The sequence below is a fragment of the Allobosea sp. LjRoot237 genome, from assembly GCF_964253285.1.
Lineage (GTDB): Bacteria > Pseudomonadota > Alphaproteobacteria > Rhizobiales > Beijerinckiaceae > Allobosea.
In genome coordinates this window covers 1,981,363-1,994,490 of the sequence record NZ_CAXUQP020000001.1, presented here as the reverse complement: position 1 = coordinate 1,994,490, position 13,128 = coordinate 1,981,363, and the positions used below count along the sequence as shown (strand labels likewise).

At 64.4% G+C, this 13,128-nt stretch carries 23 protein-coding genes; all 23 read right to left on the bottom strand.

All coding sequences use genetic code 11. The annotated features are described in order from the left end of the window. Window positions 1-81: 81 nt before the first annotated feature. The 23 genes from rplO to fusA all read right to left on the bottom strand — a co-directional run bounded on the left by rplO (window position 82) and on the right by fusA (window position 13,117). Window positions 82-561: a 50S ribosomal protein L15 gene (gene rplO, locus ACSQ24_RS09700; RefSeq protein WP_436094467.1), complete on the bottom strand. Its 480-nt coding sequence runs from the start codon at window positions 559-561 to the stop codon at window positions 82-84. A gap of 12 nt (window positions 562-573) precedes the next feature. Then, window positions 574-771 carry a 50S ribosomal protein L30 gene (rpmD, locus tag ACSQ24_RS09695; RefSeq protein WP_436094466.1) on the bottom strand — a complete coding sequence of 66 codons (198 nt, stop codon included), beginning with the start codon at window positions 769-771 and terminating at the stop codon, window positions 574-576. Between the two features lie 10 nt (window positions 772-781). After that, window positions 782-1,345, bottom strand: coding sequence for a 30S ribosomal protein S5 (gene rpsE / locus ACSQ24_RS09690; RefSeq protein WP_284170363.1), 564 nt, complete (start codon window positions 1,343-1,345; stop codon window positions 782-784). 135 nt (window positions 1,346-1,480) lie between these two features. Further along, window positions 1,481-1,843: a 50S ribosomal protein L18 gene (gene rplR, locus ACSQ24_RS09685; RefSeq protein ID WP_436094465.1), complete on the bottom strand. Its 363-nt coding sequence runs from the start codon at window positions 1,841-1,843 to the stop codon at window positions 1,481-1,483. 11 nt (window positions 1,844-1,854) lie between these two features. Beyond that, complete coding sequence (gene rplF / locus ACSQ24_RS09680; protein ID WP_436094464.1) at window positions 1,855-2,388, bottom strand: 50S ribosomal protein L6; 534 nt, start codon at window positions 2,386-2,388, stop codon at window positions 1,855-1,857. A 29-nt stretch (window positions 2,389-2,417) separates the two neighbouring features. Next, complete coding sequence (gene rpsH, locus ACSQ24_RS09675) at window positions 2,418-2,816, bottom strand: 30S ribosomal protein S8 (RefSeq protein WP_436094463.1); 399 nt, start codon at window positions 2,814-2,816, stop codon at window positions 2,418-2,420. Window positions 2,817-2,828: 12 nt separating this feature from the next. After that, window positions 2,829-3,134, bottom strand: coding sequence for a 30S ribosomal protein S14 (gene rpsN, locus ACSQ24_RS09670; RefSeq protein ID WP_110489257.1), 306 nt, complete (start codon window positions 3,132-3,134; stop codon window positions 2,829-2,831). A 36-nt stretch (window positions 3,135-3,170) separates the two neighbouring features. Next, window positions 3,171-3,737: a 50S ribosomal protein L5 gene (gene rplE, locus ACSQ24_RS09665; protein WP_110489256.1), complete on the bottom strand. Its 567-nt coding sequence runs from the start codon at window positions 3,735-3,737 to the stop codon at window positions 3,171-3,173. Next, window positions 3,730-4,047, bottom strand: a complete 318-nt coding sequence (rplX, locus tag ACSQ24_RS09660; RefSeq protein ID WP_057193254.1) for a 50S ribosomal protein L24 — start codon at window positions 4,045-4,047, stop codon at window positions 3,730-3,732. The genes rplE and rplX overlap by 8 nt, the downstream gene beginning before the upstream one ends. Beyond that, on the bottom strand, window positions 4,047-4,415 hold the full coding sequence (gene rplN / locus ACSQ24_RS09655) for a 50S ribosomal protein L14 (RefSeq protein WP_057193256.1): 369 nt from the start codon (window positions 4,413-4,415) through the stop codon (window positions 4,047-4,049). The genes rplX and rplN overlap by 1 nt, the downstream gene beginning before the upstream one ends. 114 nt (window positions 4,416-4,529) lie before the next feature. Continuing rightward, window positions 4,530-4,772, bottom strand: a complete 243-nt coding sequence (rpsQ, locus tag ACSQ24_RS09650) for a 30S ribosomal protein S17 (RefSeq protein ID WP_436094462.1) — start codon at window positions 4,770-4,772, stop codon at window positions 4,530-4,532. Between the two features lie 11 nt (window positions 4,773-4,783). Continuing rightward, window positions 4,784-4,996, bottom strand: a complete 213-nt coding sequence (rpmC, locus tag ACSQ24_RS09645) for a 50S ribosomal protein L29 (RefSeq protein WP_436094461.1) — start codon at window positions 4,994-4,996, stop codon at window positions 4,784-4,786. A gap of 10 nt (window positions 4,997-5,006) precedes the next feature. Beyond that, window positions 5,007-5,420, bottom strand: a complete 414-nt coding sequence (gene rplP / locus ACSQ24_RS09640) for a 50S ribosomal protein L16 (protein WP_057193262.1) — start codon at window positions 5,418-5,420, stop codon at window positions 5,007-5,009. Between the two features lie 18 nt (window positions 5,421-5,438). Continuing rightward, on the bottom strand, window positions 5,439-6,155 hold the full coding sequence (gene rpsC / locus ACSQ24_RS09635; RefSeq protein ID WP_436094460.1) for a 30S ribosomal protein S3: 717 nt from the start codon (window positions 6,153-6,155) through the stop codon (window positions 5,439-5,441). A gap of 10 nt (window positions 6,156-6,165) precedes the next feature. After that, a complete protein-coding gene (gene rplV, locus ACSQ24_RS09630; protein WP_126110514.1) occupies window positions 6,166-6,549 on the bottom strand; it encodes a 50S ribosomal protein L22 in 384 nt (127 codons plus the stop codon). 3 nt (window positions 6,550-6,552) lie between these two features. Further along, entirely contained in the window at window positions 6,553-6,831 is a 279-nt protein-coding gene (rpsS, locus tag ACSQ24_RS09625; RefSeq protein ID WP_091842265.1) for a 30S ribosomal protein S19, read from the bottom strand. A gap of 8 nt (window positions 6,832-6,839) precedes the next feature. After that, the gene (rplB, locus tag ACSQ24_RS09620) at window positions 6,840-7,682 is read right to left on the bottom strand and encodes a 50S ribosomal protein L2 (RefSeq protein WP_126110512.1); all 843 of its coding nucleotides are present in this window, start codon (window positions 7,680-7,682) and stop codon (window positions 6,840-6,842) included. Between the two features lie 16 nt (window positions 7,683-7,698). Beyond that, window positions 7,699-8,007 (bottom strand): 50S ribosomal protein L23, encoded by a 309-nt coding sequence (locus ACSQ24_RS09615; protein WP_114827649.1) that lies wholly within the window; start codon window positions 8,005-8,007, stop codon window positions 7,699-7,701. Beyond that, window positions 8,004-8,624, bottom strand: a complete 621-nt coding sequence (gene rplD / locus ACSQ24_RS09610) for a 50S ribosomal protein L4 (RefSeq protein ID WP_110489251.1) — start codon at window positions 8,622-8,624, stop codon at window positions 8,004-8,006. Before rplD ends, ACSQ24_RS09615 begins: the two co-directional genes overlap by 4 nt. Next, window positions 8,624-9,358 carry a 50S ribosomal protein L3 gene (gene rplC / locus ACSQ24_RS09605; RefSeq protein WP_436094459.1) on the bottom strand — a complete coding sequence of 245 codons (735 nt, stop codon included), beginning with the start codon at window positions 9,356-9,358 and terminating at the stop codon, window positions 8,624-8,626. The genes rplD and rplC overlap by 1 nt, the downstream gene beginning before the upstream one ends. Window positions 9,359-9,425: 67 nt before the next feature. Then, window positions 9,426-9,734 carry a 30S ribosomal protein S10 gene (gene rpsJ / locus ACSQ24_RS09600; protein ID WP_043237115.1) on the bottom strand — a complete coding sequence of 103 codons (309 nt, stop codon included), beginning with the start codon at window positions 9,732-9,734 and terminating at the stop codon, window positions 9,426-9,428. 66 nt (window positions 9,735-9,800) lie between these two features. Next, on the bottom strand, window positions 9,801-10,991 hold the full coding sequence (tuf, locus tag ACSQ24_RS09595) for an elongation factor Tu (RefSeq protein ID WP_436094458.1): 1,191 nt from the start codon (window positions 10,989-10,991) through the stop codon (window positions 9,801-9,803). 50 nt (window positions 10,992-11,041) lie between these two features. Next, complete coding sequence (gene fusA, locus ACSQ24_RS09590) at window positions 11,042-13,117, bottom strand: elongation factor G (RefSeq protein WP_436094457.1); 2,076 nt, start codon at window positions 13,115-13,117, stop codon at window positions 11,042-11,044. Between the last annotated feature and the right edge of the window lie 11 nt (window positions 13,118-13,128).

Here is a 13,128-nt window from a genome sequence, read left to right as displayed (position 1 = left end):
TGAATTCTGGTCTAGACAGTCAAACGGCGGCCAAGGCTTCGGGCCCGGCCGCCGCTCGCGTTAGTCATGTAAGCGTGGAAATCACGCCTGTGAAGCGGCAGCCGCCAGGATCTTGACTGTGCCGCCCGCCTTTTCGATCGCCTCGACCGCCGACTTCGACGCACCGGCAACCTCGAAAGCGAGCTTGGCCTTGATCTCGCCGACGCCGAGGATCTTGACGCCGTCCTTGGCCTGCCGGGTGATGACGCCGGCGGCGACCAGCGCCTCGATCGTCACCGCACCCTTGGCGTCCAGCTTGCCGGCTTCGATCGCCTGCTGGATGCGCCCGAGATTGACCTCGTTCAGATCCTTGGAGAACAGGTTGTGGAAGCCGCGCTTCGGCAGGCGCCGATAAAGCGGCATCTGGCCACCCTCGAAGCCCTTGACCGCCACGCCGGCGCGAGCCTTCTGGCCCTTGACGCCGCGCCCGGCGGTCTTGCCCTTGCCGGAGCCGATGCCACGGCCGACACGCATGCGCGACTTGTGCGCGCCTTCGTTGTCACGGATCTCTGTGAGTTTCATCAGACGATCCCCTCACTTGCCGTCGACGACGCGCACGAGATGCCTGACCTTGTCGATCATGCCCCGTACGGCCGGTGTATCGACCAGGGTCGACTGCCGGCGGAGTTTGTTGAGGCCGAGACCGATCAGGGTCTGGCGCTGCGAAGCCTCGCGGCGGATCGGGCTACCGATCTGCTCGACGACGACGGTGCTGCTCTTAGCCTTTGCCATGATCCCACCCTCACACTTCGGCCGCGGCATCGGTGCCGGCATCGCGGCGACGCGTCTGCAGGGCCGAGACCTTGAGCGAGCGACGTGCGGCGACGCCGCGCGGCGAATCCTCGTTCTTCAACGCGTCGAAGGTGGCGCGCACGAGGTTGTAGGGGTTCGACGAGCCGAGCGATTTCGACACGACGTCCTGCATGCCGACCGCCTCGAAGACGGCGCGCATCGGGCCGCCGGCGATGATGCCGGTACCGGCAGGCGCAGCGCGCAGGATGACCTTGCCGGCGCCATGACGGCCCTGGACGTCATGATGCAGCGTGCGGCCTTCGCGCAGCGGGATGCGGACGAGGCCGCGCTTGGCGGCTTCCGTCGCCTTGCGGATCGCCTCGGGCACTTCGCGGGCCTTGCCGTGGCCGAAGCCGACGCGGCCCTTCTGGTCGCCGACGACGACGAGGGCAGCAAAGCCGAAGCGACGGCCGCCCTTCACGACTTTTGCGACGCGGTTGATGTGGACCAGACGGTCCACGAATTCAGAATCGCGCTCTTCGCGAACCTGACGGTCACGAGATTCTCTCGCCATGTCTTCCTCTTACTTGCGCGGACGGTGCCGATCATGGCCCGCCGCTCGCTCGAGCGCCCCGGAATGGAGCGACTTTCCAAAATGCGACATGCGGGAAGCCGGTAAGGCCTCCCGCATCCCGCGATCTTCAACCAATCAGAAGCTCAGCCCGCCTTCGCGAGCAGCTTCCGCCAGCGCCTTGACGCGGCCATGGTACATGTAGGCGCCACGGTCGAACACGACCTCCTTGACGCCGACTTTGATGGCGCGCTCGGCAATGATCTTGCCGATCGCGGCGGCGGCCTCGACATTCGCGCCCGACTTGAAGTCGGCGCGGATATCCTTGTCGAGCGACGAGGCCGAAGCGAGCGTCAGCCCCTTCGCATCGTCGATGACCTGCGCATAGATCTGCTTGCCGGTGCGGTGCACCGACAGGCGGGCGCGGCCATTGGCCACTGCCTTGATCGCGCGGCGGACGCGGGCCTTGCGGCGCGCAGTCGCAACTGTCTGCTTGCTCATGGCTCCGGTCCTTACTTCTTCTTGCCTTCCTTGCGGAAGATGAACTCGCCGGCGTACTTGACGCCCTTGCCCTTGTAGGGCTCGGGACCGCGGTAATCGCGGATTTCCGCCGCGGTCTGGCCGACGACCTGCTTGTCGATGCCGGAGATCACGATCTCGGTCGGCTTCGGCGTGACGATCGCGACCCCGGCCGGAATGGCGTAGTCGATATCGTGGCTGTAGCCGAGCGAGAGCTTCAGGATCTTGCCGTTGACGGCGGCCTTGTAGCCGACGCCGTTGATCTCGAGCTTCTTCTCGAAACCAGCCGTCGTGCCGACGACCAGGTTGTTGATGCGGGCGCGCGAGGTGCCCCAGAGCGCGCGGGCGCGCTTGGTCTGCGAGCGCGGCTGGACGGCGATGGCGCCGTTCTCCAGTGCGACCGAGACCTCGTCGGGAACTTCGAAGGACAGTTCGCCCTTCGAGCCCTTGATCTTGACCAGCTGGCCCGAGACATTGGCGGTGACGCCAGCCGGGACCGAAACAGGCTTCTTACCGATACGAGACATTGAATCTCTCCTGAGCAGCGGCCTGAAGGTCAGAAGACCTTGCAGAGCACTTCGCCGCCCACGTTCTGCTCGCGGGCAAGATGATCGGACATCACGCCCTTGGGCGTGGAGACGATGGTGACGCCGAGGCCGTCGGCCACGCGCGGCATGGTCTCGACCGAGGAGTAGACGCGACGGCCGGGCTTCGACACGCGCGAGATCGACCGGATGACCGGCTGTCCCTCGTGGTACTTCAGCTCGATGTCGAACTCGGTACGGCCGTTGCCGAACTCAGTGGTCGCATAGCCACGGATGTAGCCTTCCGACTGCAGCACGTCGAGCACGCGGGCACGAAGCTTCGAGCCCGGGGTCGAGACGCGCGACTTGCGCCGCATCTGCGCATTGCGGATGCGGGTCAGCATATCGCCAAGCGGATCGATGATCGCCATGATGCTATCTCCTCACCAGCTCGACTTGACGAGGCCGGGAACCAGCCCCTTGTTGCCGAGCTCGCGCAGAGCAACGCGCGACATCTTCAGCTTGCGATAGAACGCGCGCGGGCGGCCGGTGACTTCGCAGCGGTTGCGCACGCGGATGCCGGCAGAATTGCGCGGCAGTTCGGCCAGCTTCAGGCGAGCGAGGAAACGCTCGTCCATGGACTGGCTTTCGTCATTAGCGATCGCGAGAAGACGCGCACGACGGCCCGCGAATTTCTTCACGAGCGCCTTGCGGCGGTTGTTGTTCTCGACGGAGCTTTTCTTAGCCATCGATATCTCCTGGTTTCCGCGTATGAGCCCGAAGGCTCACTGCCGGAACGGGAAGTTGAAGTGCTTGAGCAGGGCACGCGCCTCGTCATCCGACTTGGCGGTCGTGCAGACGATCACGTCCATACCCCAGACCTGGTCGACCTTGTCGTAGTTGATCTCGGGGAACACGATGTGCTCCTTGATCCCGAGCGCGAAATTGCCGCGCCCGTCGAACGACTTCGGGTTGAGACCACGGAAGTCGCGCACGCGCGGCAAGGCGATGGTGACGAGCCGGTCGACGAACTCGAACATCTTGGTCTTGCGCAGCGTGACCTTGCAGCCGACCGCCATGTTCTCGCGCAGCTTGAAGCCGGCGATGGCGAGACGGGACTTGGTGATGACCGGCTTCTGACCGGCGATCATGGCGAGGTCGCCGGCGGCGTTGTCGACCTTCTTGCGGTCGGCAGTCGCTTCGCCAACGCCCATGTTGATGACGACCTTCTCGAGGGTCGGCACTTCCATGACGTTCTTGTAGCCGAACTCGGCGATCATCGCGGGACGAACGACGTCCTCGTAATGCTTCTTCATGCGCGGCGAGAGAGCCGCCTGCTGATTCTCAGCCATCGATCAGATCCCCCGAACGCTTGGCGAAACGGACCTTGCGGCCGTCATCGAGCACCTTGAAGCCGACGCGAGTCGGCTTGCCGTCCTTCGGATCGGCGACGGCCAGGTTCGACAGGTCGATCGTGGCCTCCTTGCTGATGATGCCGCCCTCGGACTGGGCAGTCGCCTTGGTGTGCTTCTTGACCAGGTTCACGCCACGCACCACGGCGCGAGCGTCCTTCGGCAGGACCTGAAGCACTTCGCCGTTCTTGCCCTTGTCACGGCCGGCGAGCACGACGACCTTGTCGCCCTTCTTGATTTTCGCAGCCATCACAGCACCTCGGGAGCGAGCGAAATGATCTTCATGTGGTTCTTGGCGCGCAGCTCGCGCGGAACCGGTCCGAAGATACGGGTGCCCACAGGCTCCTTCTGGTTGTTGATCAGCACGGCCGCATTGCGGTCGAAGCGGATCACCGAACCGTCGGGGCGCTTGATGTCCTTGGCGGTGCGCACGACGATCGCCTTCATGACGTCGCCCTTCTTCACGCGGCCGCGCGGAATGGCTTCCTTGATCGAAACCACGATAATGTCGCCGATGCGGGCATAGCGCCGCTTCGACCCGCCGAGAACCTTGATGCACATCACGCGGCGGGCGCCGGAATTGTCGGCGACCTCGAGATTGGTCTGCACCTGGATCATGGCCTTGATCCTTCCATCTGTGTATCAGCGCGGTTTCCGGACAAAGGCATGAGTGCCTGAGCCCGGACTACGACTGACGGGGGTCGCTTCGCCCCCTGGCCTCAATGATTTGACTTACGCCTTGGGAGCGTTGTCGAGCACAACCCAGCTTTTCAGCTTGGAAATGGGCTTGGTCTCCTCGATCCAAACCGTGTCGCCGGTCTTGAACGACCCCGCCTCGTCATGGGCGTGATAGTTCTTCGAACGGCGCACCGTCTTCTTGAGGAGCGGGTGCGTATAACGCCGCTCCACCTTAACCACAACAGTTTTGTTCTGCTTGTCGCTGACAACGACGCCCTGCAGCACGCGCTTCGGCATTGTCCTACTCCTCAGGCGCTCACTGCCGCGGTCTTGGACCGCTGCAGTGTCTTGACGCGGGCGATGTCCTTGCGCACTTCGGTGACCCGAGCGGTATTCTCGAGCTGGCCGGTCGCGCGCTGGAAACGCAGGTTGAACTGCTCCTTCTTGAGCTTGAGAAGCTCATCCTGGAGCTGGTCCGTGCTCATCACCTTGAGATCGGACAGGCGTTGCGTAGCTTTCATGTCGCCCTCCTTACTCGGCGATGCGTTGGATGAAACGGGTCTTGATCGGCAGCTTGGCGGCGCCGAGACGGAGCGCCTCGCGGGCGATATCCTCCGGCACGCCGTCGAGCTCGAACATGATCCGGCCCGGCTTGACCTTGGCCGCCCAGAACTCGGGCGATCCCTTGCCCTTACCCATGCGGACTTCGGTCGGCTTCTTGGAAACCGGCACATCCGGGAAGATGCGGATCCAGACCCGGCCCGCGCGCTTCATGGCGCGGGTGATGGCACGACGGGCCGCCTCGATCTGGCGGGCCGTGACGCGCTCCGGCTCCTGGGCCTTCAGGCCGAACTGGCCGAAGTTGAGATCCGTACCGCCCTTGGCGACGCCGGAAATGCGTCCCTTGAACTGCTTACGGAACTTAGTGCGCTTTGGTTGCAGCATGGCTCTTCTCGATCAGCCTTACGCAGCCTGCTCACGACGGTCGCGACGCTCACCACCCGAGCGGCCGCCCTCGTCCGAGAGGCGCTTGTCCTGGGCCATCGGGTCGTGTTCGAGGATCTCGCCCTTGAAGATCCAGACCTTGATGCCGCACGTGCCATAGGTCGTGAAGGCAGTGGCGACGCCGTAGTCGACGTCGGCGCGCAGCGTATGCAGCGGCACGCGGCCCTCGCGATACCATTCCAGGCGCGCGATTTCGGCGCCGCCGAGACGGCCCGAGCAGTTGATGCGGATGCCCTCGGCGCCCAGACGCATCGCCGACTGCACAGCGCGCTTCATGGCACGACGGAAGGCGACGCGGCGCTCGAGCTGCTGGGCGATCGAGTCGGCGACCAGGGTCGCGTCGATCTCCGGCTTGCGCACCTCGACGATGTTGATGGTCACGTCGGCGTTCGTCAGCTTCGAAACCGACTTGCGCAGCTTCTCGATGTCGGCGCCCTTCTTGCCGATCACCACGCCCGGACGAGCCGAGTGGATGGTGACGCGGCACTTCTTGTGCGGACGCTCGATGATGATCTTCGAGACGGCAGCCTGCTTCAGCAGCTTCATCAGGGCGGCGCGGATCGCCATGTCCTCATGCAGCAGCTTGCCGTACTCGCCCTTCTGGGCGAACCAGCGCGAATCCCAGGTCCGGTTGATGCCGAGACGAAGGCCGATCGGATTGATTTTCTGACCCATCGTTCTCTCCTCAGGCCTTCGCAGCCTGAACTTCGCGCACCACGATCGTGATGTTGGCGAAGGGCTTCATGATGCGGGCGCCACGGCCGCGGGCGCGGGCATGGAAGCGCTTCATGACGAGCGCCTTGCCGACGAAAGCCTGGGACACGACGAGGTCGTCGACGTCGAGATCATGATTGTTCTCGGCGTTGGCGATCGCGCTCTGCAGGCACTTGCGCACATCGGTCGAGATCCGCTTGCGCGAGAACTCGAGGTCGGAGAGCGCGGTCGAGACCTTCTTGCCGCGGATGAGCTGGGCGAGAAGGTTCAGCTTCTGCGGGGAAACGCGCAGGTTGCGCGCGACCGCCTTGGCCTCGTTCTCGGGCAGCGCACGGGGGGCGGAGGGCTTACCCATGGCTTACTTCCTCTTCGCCTTCTTGTCGGCCGCGTGGCCGGGGAAGGTGCGCGTCGGCGAGAACTCGCCGAACTTGTGGCCCACCATTTCCTCGGAGACGTTCACCGGCACATGCTTGTGGCCGTTGTAGACGCCGAACGTCAGACCGACGAACTGCGGCAGGATCGTGGAGCGACGGCTCCAGATCTTGATGACTTCAGACCGGCTCGCCGAACGGGCGACCTCGGCCTTCTTCAGGAGGTATCCGTCGACAAACGGACCTTTCCAAAGCGAACGCGCCATGACGGACCTCAGTTCTTCTTCTTGCGGGCGTGACGGCTCGACACGATGAACGTATCGGTCCGCTTGTTCGAGCGGGTCTTCTTACCCTTGGTCGGCAGACCCCAGGGCGTGACCGGATGACGGCCGCCCGAGGTGCGGCCTTCGCCGCCGCCGTGCGGATGGTCGACCGGGTTCATCGAGACACCACGGTTATGCGGACGGCGACCCAGCCAGCGCGAGCGCCCGGCCTTGCCGTCATTCCGGTTCATGTGGTCGGGGTTCGAGACCGCGCCCACCGTGGCATAGCACAGGCCGCTGATCAGGCGCTGCTCGCCCGAGTTCAGGCGGACGATGACATAGCCCTGGTCGCGGCCGACGATCTGGGCGTAGTTGCCCGCCGAACGCGCCAGCGCCCCACCCTTGCCGATCTTGAGCTCGACATTGTGGACGATCGTGCCGATCGGCAGCGAACCCATCGGAGCCGCGTTGCCGGGCTTCACGTCGACGCTGTCGCCGGCGACGACGCTGTCGCCGACGGCCAGGCGCTGCGGCGCCAGGATGTAGGCGAGCTCACCGTCCTGATACTTGATCAGCGCGATGAAGGCGGAGCGGTTCGGATCATACTCGATCCGCTCCACGGCAGCCGGGATGCCGGCCTTGCCGCGGCGCTTGAAATCGATCAGGCGCAGGGTGCGCTTGTGACCACCGCCGCGGAAGCGGACGGTGATGCGACCGAGATTGTTGCGGCCGCCCGAGGACGACTTGCCCTCGGTCAGCGCCTTGACCGGCTTGCCCTTGTAGAGCTCGCTGCGGTCGACGATCACGAGCTGGCGAAGGCTCGGCGTGATCGGCTTGAAACTCTTCAAAGCCATGATGACGATCCTTCCTTCAGAGGCCCGTGGTCACGTCGATCGAGTGGCCCTCTTCGAGGGTCACGACGGCCTTCTTGACGTCCGAGCGCTGGCCGAGCCGGCCTCGGAAGACCTTGACCTTGCCCTCGGTGACGAGCGTGTTGACGCTCTTCACCTTGACATCGAACAACTTCTCGATCGCCGCCTTGATCTGCGGCTTGGTCGCGGTCTTCGCGACCTTGAAGACGACCTTGTTGTGCTCCGAGAGCATGGTCGCCTTTTCGGTGATCACCGGGCCACGAATGACGTCGTAGTGGCGCGGATCCAGATTCTTGGACTGGCTCATTTGAAGCGCGCCTCCAGCGCATCGACAGCCGAGCGCGTCAGCACGAGCTTGTCGCGACGCAGGATGTCATAGACGTTGATGCCCTGGATCGGCAGCACGTCGACGTTCGGGATCGAACGCGCCGCCAGGCCGAAGTTCACATCGATCTCGGCGCCACCGATCACCAGCGCGCTCGACAGGTCGAGCTTGCCGAAATGGCCCAGAAGCACCTTGGTCTTCGGCTCGGCGAGCTTGACGTCGTCGATGATGATCAGGCCCGCATCCTTGGCCTTGGCCGAGAGCGCGTGGCGCAGCGCCAGCGCCTTGACCTTCTTTGGCAGGTCATGGGCGTGGTCGCGCACGACCGGGCCGAAGGCCTTGCCGCCGCCGCGGAACTGCGGAGCCGAAGCTGCACCGTGGCGAGCGCCGCCGGTACCCTTCTGCTTGTAGATCTTCTTGCGGGTGCGGTCGACTTCCGAACGGCCCTTGGTCTTGTGCGTGCCGGCGCGGCGCTTGGCGAGCTGGTAGCGCACCATGCGGGCGAGCAGGTCGGCGCGCGGCTCGAGGCCGAAGATCGCATCCGAAAGCTCGACCGAACCGGCCTTGCCGCCGTCAAGAGTGACGATATCGAGTTTCATCACACGTTCTCCTCAGCCTGCGCCGCAGGAGCCTCGACAATTTCGGCCTTGCTCTCGCCGGAGACCTTGAACTTGCCCGGCAGAGGGGCGTCCTTCGGCAGGGAGCGCTTGACCGCGTCGCGGACGTGGATCCAGCCGCCGGCGACGCCGGGGACGGCACCCTCGACCAGGATCAGGCCGCGCTCGGCATCCGTCTGGACGACGCGCAGGTTCTGCGTGGTGACACGCTCGACACCGAGGTGACCCGGCATCTTCTTGTTCTTGAAGGTCTTGCCCGGGTCCTGACGGCCACCGGTCGAACCGATCGAACGATGCGAGACCGAGACGCCGTGCGTGGCGCGCAAGCCGCCGAAGTTCCAGCGCTTCATGCCGCCGGCGAAGCCCTTGCCGGTGGTCGTGCCGGAGACGTCGACGAACTGGCCGACGACGAAGTGGTCGGCGGTGAGCTCGGCGCCGACCGGGATCAGCGCGTCATCGCTGACGCGGAACTCGACGATCTTCTGCTTCGGCTCGACCTTGGCCACGGCGAAGTGGCCACGCTGCGCCTTCGAGACGTTCTTGACCTTGGCCAAGCCCGACCCGAGCTGCACGGCGACATAGCCGTTCTTCTCGATCGTGCGATGCGCGACGACCTGGCAGTTGTCGAGCTTCAGCACGGTGACCGGGATATGCTCGCCGGCATCGGTGAAGATGCGGGTCATCCCGACTTTCTGTGCAATCACACCGGAACGCATCGGTGCATACCTTCCCTTGGGGTCATGTCCATCCGGGAAACCCGGAAACAGAGGACCCGATGATGGATCAGAGCTTGATTTCGACGTCGACGCCGGCGGCGAGATCAAGCTTCATGAGGGCGTCGACCGTCTGGGGGGTCGGATCGACGATATCGAGAACCCGCTTGTGGGTCCGCATCTCGAACTGCTCGCGCGACTTCTTGTCGATGTGCGGCGAGCGGTTGACGGTGAACTTCTCGATCAGCGTCGGCAGCGGAATCGGGCCGCGGACCTGGGCGCCGGTGCGCTTCGCCGTCGAGACGATCTCGCGCGTCGACGCATCGAGGATGCGATGGTCGAACGCCTTGAGGCGGATCCGGATATTCTGACCGTTCATGGTCGTGTTATCTCCGTGACGTGAAAAGGCGAAAGCCCCGAAGGGCTCGCGCCCTCAGATCAGCCGTTACGCGATGATGGTTGCGACGACGCCGGCACCGACGGTGCGTCCGCCTTCGCGGATGGCGAAGCGCAGCTTCTCTTCCATCGCGATCGGCACGATCAGGTGCACTTCCATGGCGATGTTGTCGCCAGGCATCACCATCTCGGTGCCCTCGGGCAGGTGCACCACGCCGGTCACGTCCGTCGTGCGGAAGTAGAACTGCGGGCGGTAGTTGGTGAAGAACGGGGTGTGGCGGCCGCCCTCCTCCTTGGTCAGGATGTAGGCCTCGGCCTTGAACTTGGTGTGCGGCTTCACCGAGCCCGGCTTGCACAGCACCTGGCCGCGCTCGACGTCCTCGCGCTTGGTGCCGCGCAGCAGCGCGCCGATGTTGTCGCCGGCCTGGCCCTGGTCGAGCAGCTTGCGGAACATCTCGACGCCGGTCACCGTCGTCTTCACCGTGTCCTTCAGGCCGACGATCTCGATTTCCTCGCCGACCTTGACGATGCCGCGCTCGACGCGGCCGGTCACCACCGTGCCGCGACCCGAGATCGAGAACACGTCCTCGACCGGCATCAGGAAGGGCTGGTCGATCGGGCGCTCCGGCTGCGGGATGTAGGCGTCGACCGTCTTCATCAGCTCGAGCACCGCATCATGGCCGATCGCCGGGGTGACGCCGTCGAGCGCCGCCTTGGCCGAGCCCTTGGTGATCGGGATGTCGTCGCCCGGGAAGTCGTACTTCGACAGAAGCTCGCGGATCTCCATCTCGACCAGCTCGAGCAGCTCGGCGTCGTCAACGAGATCGACCTTGTTCATGAACACCACCAGCGCGGGAACGCCGACCTGGCGCGCCAAGAGGATGTGCTCGCGGGTCTGCGGCATCGGGCCGTCGGCCGCCGACACCACCAGGATCGCGCCGTCCATCTGCGCCGCGCCGGTGATCATGTTCTTCACATAGTCGGCGTGGCCGGGGCAGTCGACATGGGCATAGTGGCGGGCCGCCGTCTCGTACTCGACATGCGCCGTCGAGATCGTGATGCCGCGCGCCTTCTCTTCCGGCGCCTTGTCGATCTGGTCATACGCCGTGAACGACGCCCCGCCAGACTCCGCCAGAACCTTCGTGATCGCAGCCGTCAACGACGTCTTGCCATGGTCGACGTGACCAATCGTGCCAATGTTGCAGTGCGGCTTCGTCCGAGCAAACTTCTCTTTGGCCATGTCAGCCTCCGTCAGATCTTCTCAAGTGTTCCGTGTAATGCGTTGTTCAATCAGGCGTATTTGGCCTGGACCTCGGCAGCGACCGCGGACGGCACCTGCTCGTAGTGATCGAACTGCATCGTGTAGTTGGCGCGCCCCTGGCTGAACGAACGCAGCTGGTTCACGTAGCCGAACATGTTCGCCAGCGGGACCATCGCGTTGACCACGACGGCGTTGCCGCGCATGTCCTGGCCCTGGATCTGGCCGCGCCGGGAGTTCAGGTCGCCGATGACCGAGCCGGTATAGTCTTCAGGCGTCACCACCTCGACCTTCATGATCGGCTCGAGCAGCACAGAGCCGCCCTTCTGCAGGCCCTCGCGCAGAGCAGCGCGGGAGGCGATCTCGAAGGCGAGAGCCGACGAGTCGACCTCGTGGAAGGCGCCGTCGATCAGCGTGACCTTGACGTCGACGACCGGGAAGCCGGCAAGCACGCCGGAACCGATGACCGAGTTGAGGCCCTTCTCGACGCCCGGGATGTACTCCTTCGGCACCGAGCCGCCGACGACCTTCGACTCGAACTCGAAGCCCTTGCCGGTCTCGTTCGGCTCGATGACGAGCTTGACGCGGGCGAACTGGCCCGTACCGCCGGTCTGCTTCTTGTGGGTGTAGTCGATCTCGGCCTTCTTGGTCAGCGTCTCGCGATAGGCAACCTGCGGGGCGCCGATGTTGGCATCGACCTTGTAGGTCCGGCGCAGGATGTCGACCTTGATGTCGAGATGCAGCTCGCCCATCCCCTTGAGGATGGTCTGGCCGCTCTCCTGGTCGGTCGAGACGCGGAAGGACGGATCCTCGTTCGCGAGCTTCGACAGCGCCAGGCCGAGCTTCTCCTGGTCAGCCTTGGACTTCGGCTCGATCGCGATCGTGATGACCGGCTCGGGGAATTCCATGCGCTCGAGGATCACGGCCTGGACCGGATCGCACAGCGTGTCGCCGGTACGGACGTCCTTGAGGCCGGCCAGAGCGACGATGTCGCCGGCATAAGCCTCCTTGATGTCCTCGCGATTGTTCGCGTGCATCAGCAGCATGCGGCCGACGCGCTCTTTCTTGTCGCGCGTCGAGTTGATCACGCCCTGGCCGGTGTCGACCTTGCCCGAATAGACGCGGCAGAAGGTGATGGTGCCGACGAAGGGGTCGTCCATGATCTTGAAGGCGAGCATGGAGAAGGGATCCTCGTCCGTCGGGTGACGAACGGTCTCTTCCTCGGTCTTGAAGTCGATGCCCTTGATCTCGCCACGGTCGACCGGCGACGGCAGGAAGTCGACGACGGCGTCGAGCAGGGGCTGCACGCCCTTGTTCTTGAAGGCCGAGCCGCAGAGCACTGGGTGGAAGGCGCGGCGCTGCACGGCGGTACGAACCAGCCGGCGCAGGGTCTCGGCATCCGGCTCGGTGCCGTCGAGATAGGCTTCCATCGCCGCATCGTCCATCTCGACGGCGGCTTCAAGCAGCTTGTGACGGTATTCGACAGCCTTGTCGGCGAGATCGGCCGGGATCTCCTTCTCTTCGAAGGAGGCACCGAGCGCTTCGCCGTTCCAGACGATCGCCTTCATCTTGATCAGGTCGATCACGCCGGCGAAGTCCGACTCGGCACCGATCGGGATCTGCAGGCAGACGGGCTTGCCGGCGACGCGGTCGATGATGTCCTGGACGCAGCGATAAAAATCGGCGCCGATCTTGTCCATCTTGTTGACGAACACGACGCGCGGAACGTCGTACTTGTCGGCCTGGCGCCAGACGGTCTCGGTCTGGGGCTCGACGCCCTGGTTGCCGTCGAGCACGCAGACGGCGCCGTCGAGCACGCGCAGCGAACGCTCGACCTCAATGGTGAAGTCGACGTGGCCGGGGGTGTCGATGATGTTCAGGCGATGATCGCGCCAAAGGCAGGTCGTCGCGGCAGAGGTGATCGTGATGCCACGCTCCTGCTCCTGCGCCATCCAGTCCATGGTCGCGGCGCCGTCATGGACTTCGCCGATCTTGTGGCTCTTGCCGGTGTAGAACAGGATGCGCTCGGTCGTCGTCGTCTTGCCCGCATCAATGTGGGCCATGATGCCGAAGTTACGATAGCGATCGATAGGATGAGAACGGGGCATAGGAATGCTCT

Excerpts from the sequence above, each read along its gene's own strand:
- rplO (WP_436094467.1), bottom strand. The coding sequence starts at position 561 with ATGAAACTCACAGAGATCCGTGACAACGAAGGCGCGCACAAGTCGCGC.
- rplB (WP_126110512.1), bottom strand. The coding sequence starts at position 7,682 with ATGGCTTTGAAGAGTTTCAAGCCGATCACGCCGAGCCTTCGCCAGCTC.
- tuf (WP_436094458.1), bottom strand. The coding sequence starts at position 10,991 with ATGGCCAAAGAGAAGTTTGCTCGGACGAAGCCGCACTGCAACATTGGC.
- rpmC (WP_436094461.1), bottom strand. The coding sequence starts at position 4,996 with ATGAAAGCTACGCAACGCCTGTCCGATCTCAAGGTGATGAGCACGGAC.
- fusA (WP_436094457.1), bottom strand. The coding sequence starts at position 13,117 with ATGCCCCGTTCTCATCCTATCGATCGCTATCGTAACTTCGGCATCATG.
- rplV (WP_126110514.1), bottom strand. The coding sequence starts at position 6,549 with ATGGGTAAGCCCTCCGCCCCCCGTGCGCTGCCCGAGAACGAGGCCAAG.
- rpsJ (WP_043237115.1), bottom strand. The coding sequence starts at position 9,734 with ATGAACGGTCAGAATATCCGGATCCGCCTCAAGGCGTTCGACCATCGC.
- rpsH (WP_436094463.1), bottom strand. The coding sequence starts at position 2,816 with ATGGCGATCATCGATCCGCTTGGCGATATGCTGACCCGCATCCGCAAT.
- rplE (WP_110489256.1), bottom strand. The coding sequence starts at position 3,737 with ATGGCTGAGAATCAGCAGGCGGCTCTCTCGCCGCGCATGAAGAAGCAT.
- rplD (WP_110489251.1), bottom strand. The coding sequence starts at position 8,624 with ATGAAACTCGATATCGTCACTCTTGACGGCGGCAAGGCCGGTTCGGTC.
- rplN (WP_057193256.1), bottom strand. The coding sequence starts at position 4,415 with ATGATCCAGGTGCAGACCAATCTCGAGGTCGCCGACAATTCCGGCGCC.
- rplX (WP_057193254.1), bottom strand. The coding sequence starts at position 4,047 with ATGGCTGCGAAAATCAAGAAGGGCGACAAGGTCGTCGTGCTCGCCGGC.
- rpsQ (WP_436094462.1), bottom strand. The coding sequence starts at position 4,772 with ATGCCGAAGCGCGTGCTGCAGGGCGTCGTTGTCAGCGACAAGCAGAAC.
- rpsE (WP_284170363.1), bottom strand. The coding sequence starts at position 1,345 with ATGGCGAGAGAATCTCGTGACCGTCAGGTTCGCGAAGAGCGCGATTCT.
- rpmD (WP_436094466.1), bottom strand. The coding sequence starts at position 771 with ATGGCAAAGGCTAAGAGCAGCACCGTCGTCGTCGAGCAGATCGGTAGC.
- ACSQ24_RS09615 (WP_114827649.1), bottom strand. The coding sequence starts at position 8,007 with ATGAGCCAGTCCAAGAATCTGGATCCGCGCCACTACGACGTCATTCGT.
- rpsS (WP_091842265.1), bottom strand. The coding sequence starts at position 6,831 with ATGGCGCGTTCGCTTTGGAAAGGTCCGTTTGTCGACGGATACCTCCTG.
- rplF (WP_436094464.1), bottom strand. The coding sequence starts at position 2,388 with ATGTCTCGTATCGGTAAGAAGCCTGTTTCGGTCCCGGCTGGCGTCACC.
- rplR (WP_436094465.1), bottom strand. The coding sequence starts at position 1,843 with ATGAGCAAGCAGACAGTTGCGACTGCGCGCCGCAAGGCCCGCGTCCGC.
- rplC (WP_436094459.1), bottom strand. The coding sequence starts at position 9,358 with ATGCGTTCCGGTGTGATTGCACAGAAAGTCGGGATGACCCGCATCTTC.
- rplP (WP_057193262.1), bottom strand. The coding sequence starts at position 5,420 with ATGCTGCAACCAAAGCGCACTAAGTTCCGTAAGCAGTTCAAGGGACGC.
- rpsC (WP_436094460.1), bottom strand. The coding sequence starts at position 6,155 with ATGGGTCAGAAAATCAATCCGATCGGCCTTCGTCTCGGCATCAACCGG.
- rpsN (WP_110489257.1), bottom strand. The coding sequence starts at position 3,134 with ATGGCTAAGAAAAGCTCCGTCGAGAACAACAACCGCCGCAAGGCGCTC.